At 62.0% G+C, this 4,813-nt stretch carries 5 protein-coding genes; all 5 read right to left on the bottom strand.

Annotated elements, in window-relative coordinates:
• Positions 1-334, bottom strand: a 334-nt coding sequence (locus tag HMPREF9697_RS19985; RefSeq protein ID WP_002719086.1) for a hypothetical protein, incomplete at its 3' end; no start/stop codon positions are given.
• Positions 334-2,571, bottom strand: a complete 2,238-nt coding sequence (locus HMPREF9697_RS19980; RefSeq protein WP_002719085.1) for a phage tail protein — start codon at positions 2,569-2,571, stop codon at positions 334-336. The genes HMPREF9697_RS19985 and HMPREF9697_RS19980, both read right to left, overlap by 1 nt.
• Before the next feature lie 3 nt (positions 2,572-2,574).
• Positions 2,575-3,207 carry a phage connector family protein gene (locus HMPREF9697_RS19975; protein WP_002719084.1) on the bottom strand — a complete coding sequence of 211 codons (633 nt, stop codon included), beginning with the start codon at positions 3,205-3,207 and terminating at the stop codon, positions 2,575-2,577.
• A 16-nt stretch (positions 3,208-3,223) separates the two neighbouring features.
• Complete coding sequence (locus tag HMPREF9697_RS19970; protein ID WP_002719083.1) at positions 3,224-3,682, bottom strand: hypothetical protein; 459 nt, start codon at positions 3,680-3,682, stop codon at positions 3,224-3,226.
• Between the two features lie 88 nt (positions 3,683-3,770).
• Positions 3,771-4,670, bottom strand: coding sequence for a phage capsid protein (locus HMPREF9697_RS19965; RefSeq protein WP_002719082.1), 900 nt, complete (start codon positions 4,668-4,670; stop codon positions 3,771-3,773).
• Between the last annotated feature and the right edge of the window lie 143 nt (positions 4,671-4,813).

Here is a 4,813-nt window from a genome sequence, read left to right as displayed (position 1 = left end):
CCTTGCCTGCCGTGAGCGCTTGGATCAGCAGCGGCGAGCCATAGCTCGAGGACAGATTGTTGCCGGCAAAGAAGGAGCGCTGCGAGGCGAGCGTCTGCCGGCCGGCATCCTCGATCCGGGCTTCCTGCGTGCGCTCCTTGGCCCAGGCAAAACCGATGCCGAGCTCGGCGGTGTCGGCCTGCGTGCCAAGGATCTCGGCATTCGTCTTTGAAACCTCTGCATTGGTGCCGTAGACCTGCGATTGCAGCTTGTCGATCGCGCTCGATGAAGCGCCCGACATCAGCTTGCCGATCGCGTTGACCACACCGCCGCCGAAGGCCAGAAGCGGAAACATCAGCCATCCTCCCAGACGTCAATTTTCGGAGACATCGCAAGAAGCGTGCATGGCATCGCGTCGTCGCAGACGAATTCGAGCTGCGCTTCCATCGACAGATCGCCCTCGACCTGGGCGCGGATTTGATCGGTCACGAGCGGCGGCGCGCTGTCGTAATCATCGGCGCCGGTGACGATCAGGGCTTCCCACAGATCGGGATTGTCTTCTTCCGGGTTGAACACGCGCAGCATGCCGCCGCCGGCGTGTTTCAGTCGCACGATCGCATCATGCACGGTCTTTTCCGCGCCCGTGGTCGCGCCGCCCTGCAGGTTGAAATTGCGCGGTAGGTCGCGGACATAGCCGCGGATCGGCAGGCCGACGAGCACGTTCTTGCTATCGCGATCGAGATCGATGGTGCCGCCGGTGACGACCTTCCGTTTCTGCATCGCGCCGTCGGCAAACACACCGACCGTCTGACCCTCAAGATGCGCGAGCTGCGTGACCTGTGAAACAGGCGTGTCGCTGACAAGGTTGAGAGCGCAATCCAGAAACCACGCGCCATCGGCCGTGGGATTGGCCGGGTCGATCGGTGTGAAGAAATTGGCGAGCTGCTCGACAAAGCGCCGGGTCTGGCCGTTGATGGTCCGGCGGACGATCAGATAGACCTCATCCACGCCACTGCCGACGCCGGGAATGACGGCAATGTCCTCAACAAAGAAGTTCGTTCGCGGATGGCGCGCAAAGGCGCAGACCTGCTGTTTCGGCATGAAGGTGAGCGAGGCGAGCGTGCCATCCTTCAGCGCGATCCACATCACGCGGTTCGGATCCTTCTGCCAGGCCATCTTGGCGATGCCGGGCGCGAAGATATGCGCGGCACGCACACTGATTTCATCGCCCTCGAAATTCTGGGCCTGCGCGTCGATCGCCGCCGCATAATGGATACGCTTGCTGGTCTTGCCGACCCACATGACGCCACCATCGACCTTCACCGCTTCGGCCGAGGCGCTGCCGTCGCTGCCGCAATCGAAAGCGCCTGCTTTCGGTGTCAAGCTCGCGTAGAAATCCGGCATTCGGAACATCCACTCGAGATCTGATGTTCCGAGGATCATGACGCCAGCCGGGAGCATCCACTGAATATCAACCAGGCTGTCATCCGGGGCACGGATCAGGTCGGCGATGGCGTCAGTATCGAGAACTCGCCCCAGATCGTGATTGTGCGGATCATCGTTGGCCGATGCCCAAAGCTGCGGCCCGCGCGCAAACATCAACCGCGGCGTCCGGAACGCGATCACGTTCGGCCAGCCCTTCACATCGGTCCACGCAGGAGGATACCAGCGTAGCGTTGCAGCGCTCACGACCGTGTCCGGCAGCCGCGAAAGCACATCGGCCGTCGCGCTGTTTGCATTGGCAACGGCGGTGATCCGCGTAAAGCCGTAGCCGGGGTGCAGAAACTCCCACGTCTGATAAGGCGTGGTATTGTCCTTCTGGCCGGCCGAGACGCTTCCTTCGGTATGAACCGGCGCGTTCGGTCCCGCGTCCGCGGTGGTGAGCGTCGCACGATAGACATTTCCGTTCCAGCGCCGCTGCGCATTCTGCGGAATAGCCGTCTCGATCGCCGACCACTCCGGCGTCGCCGACAGATCACGATCGTCGATACGGAACACGCCGCCAATCTGCGATGCATCAAAAATGCCGCCGGTGCCGGTCAGCGTGATCCCTGTGCCCGTGGCCGCGCTGGCCTTGACGGTCTTTCCAGCATCGACGTTCTGGGTATCGACCGGACCATTGTTCGGCATGTAGTCGGCGCACGCCCAGGTGAGGACGCCGGATCGCGTCAACTCCTGCGGCTTCTTTCCCGCCGAAACGACGTAGAGCGTATTGCCGCTGCGTGCGGCGCGCAGGCTGGCAAGATCCGCCTCGGCCCACGGCACCGCAAATTCAAACGGCGTGGTGTCCTCGTTCTGAACGAAGCCACCCTCGCGGACCAGACGCGAGACACCGCCGTTGATGACGAGCATGTAATAGTCGGTCGGCGAATAGCGGAACGGCAGCAGCCGCCCAAGCTGGGCTTCATTCTTGAGCTCGAGGACCATGCGCGTGCCGGGCGCACGCATCGCGCCTCCTTCCTTCATCGGCACGAAATTTTCCATCTGCTCGACGGCGATCTGGTAGACTGCCATGTCCGAACGAGCGATCAGGTTTTCCCCAAGCTCGCCGGCGGCAAATGTCACACGATCAATGCGGGCTGCGACCCCCATGGCTCACCGCCGATAGCGCGAGGGGCGATGTCGCGCGAGCTCCCACGACGTCGGCGGCCGACGATGCGCCTTGGATTGTTCCTTACTGTCTACCTTTGCGGCCAGCGGCACCTTGTCCTCGCCGATACCGCGCATCTCCGCTGCCATCGATTTCGACTTGCCTAGCGCCGTCGCGAGATCCGCCGCATGAAAGTATCCGAAAGCCTCGACGAACAGCGCATCCCACAGAGCGACATTCTCGATGCGGCGCGTGTAACGCACGATCGGCGAGATCTGGTTCGTCACCAGTACCGTGGCGGTGACACCAGCACCTGCGACCGTTACCTGACCGCTCTCAAGCGCCCAGGCGCTATTCTCACACCCCTTGAGTTCGCGGACGGCGATGCAATCGGACGGCATCGGATAGCGGCCCTTAAAGTGGCCCAAGCTATCCACGGTGTCTCGGGTCGGCGTGAACCAGCTCGAGGCAAAATTCCAGTCCTTGCGACGCAGCAGCGCATCGCGCGTCGAAGCAAAGAAGCGGCGCACATTTCGCGCGCGTGTCGTCTGGTCATCCAACGAGGCAAGCTCGGGCACCCCGAGGTGCCCGAGCGCCAGATTGGCCGCGTATTCCGGTGTTCCCGGAGCTGCGGGCATGGCCAAGGCCTCCCGCTTACTTCTTGAACAGGATTTCCGCGTGGATCGTCGCAGCGCCGGCCGCATCCGCACCAAGCGTGGCGAAGATGTCGAGCGTGCCGCCGGGATCCGACGACAGACCGGCGAGCTGCCAGGCCCGCTTGGTGTAATTTGCGACGCTGACAGCCGACGCCGCCGGAAACGCACCGCCAACGTGAATGTCGACGGATGACATCAGCGCCTTTGGCGCACCGGCAAAGCCGAGGCTAAAATCGGTGAGGCTTGCGACAGCCGGACCGAAGACCTGCGAACGCGGCGAGATCAGCGCGCTCGAGGGCACCTTGCCGACGTAATAGGTCGACGTCGCACTGTCACCGTTGGCAACGGAGAGCTGCGAATTGATGGATTTCTCAGTCGCCTCGGCGAAGATCGCCTCGATCGTCTTGACGGCCGTCGGATCCTTGTAGCCGGTGCCGTATTTGGTAACGACGCTCATGAGCGCCTCCTACGTTGAAGAAATCGACATGCGCGACGTGTCGGGATAGCGCGGAGGAGCGAGCGGCGGCCTCGCGGCCGCCGTCCGGTTATTTCTTGTTGATGAGCTTGATGACCTTGGCGTCTTCCGACCGCGATGCACCGAACCAGTTCTCGATGTACGGATGCAGCCGATACTTTTTCGCAGGGTTGGGCTCGGCACTGGTGTGCAGGGGCGAGAAATCGCCGTAATGCATACCCGACTTACACCACATCGCCGAAGCATAGTGGGTGCTGTCGTAATCCGCCTTGCCCTCGAACTGCACGAAGTTCACGCCGGCGACATTGTGAACAAGCCGCAGGTCATGATCCACGAAAGCCATCTTTGCCGTGTCGGTGTTGATGGTGAGGAGATCGTTGTAGAGCTCCTCCATTTCCTGCGCGTTGAGAACGCCCCAGAGATCTTCCATGTCGAGATCGACGTACTGCGCACGCAGCAACCGCTTGCCGCGCTGAACCTTACGCAGGTTCATGCCGGTGTCGGTGTTGCCATCAGCCGATCCGACGGTCTGAGCCACAACCTTGTTGGTGCTGTCCCAAGCCTGCGAGGTCGCGCCGTCCTGGCCGATCAGTCGATTGGCAAAAATGGCGTTGGCGAAGATCTGATCGCGACCGCGAACAATTGCGGCCGCGCCATTCTGCACAAACGGCGACTGATAGTCGGTCAACGCCTTGATGGCGTCTTCCTTCTCGATCAGCTTGCCCCATTCGATCTGACGCGGAACGACGCCGACCGGCTCGATGTTGGCATCGATATTCGGGGTGTCACCGCCGCGGTTGCCGTCGATGATCGCGCTGGTAGGCCCGATCAACTCTTCGAAGATCATTTCACGGCCCTTCCAGTCGCCGTGATAGGTGAAACCCTGCTCGAAGCGGGATTTCTTCTGCTGCACAGCCAACTGCACGTTGCGGCTGTATTCGATTTTATGTGCGTCTGTTACCGGACCCATTGGCCCCTCCGACGAAGCGTTGAAATTGAGGTTGCCTCGGCCGGGGTGCGGCTGCGGGTGCAGCGGGCCCGTCCTATCGTTTTACGCCCGAAGTCGGCGGGACGACTTTCGCCCAGGTCAGGCGGGCCTCGGTTGCCCGAGGG

It is taken from the genome of Afipia felis ATCC 53690 (genome assembly GCF_000314735.2).
GTDB classification, from domain to species: domain Bacteria; phylum Pseudomonadota; class Alphaproteobacteria; order Rhizobiales; family Xanthobacteraceae; genus Afipia; species Afipia felis.
Note: the sequence above shows the minus strand (reverse complement) of the source record. Positions and strands in the feature narration are given on the sequence as shown.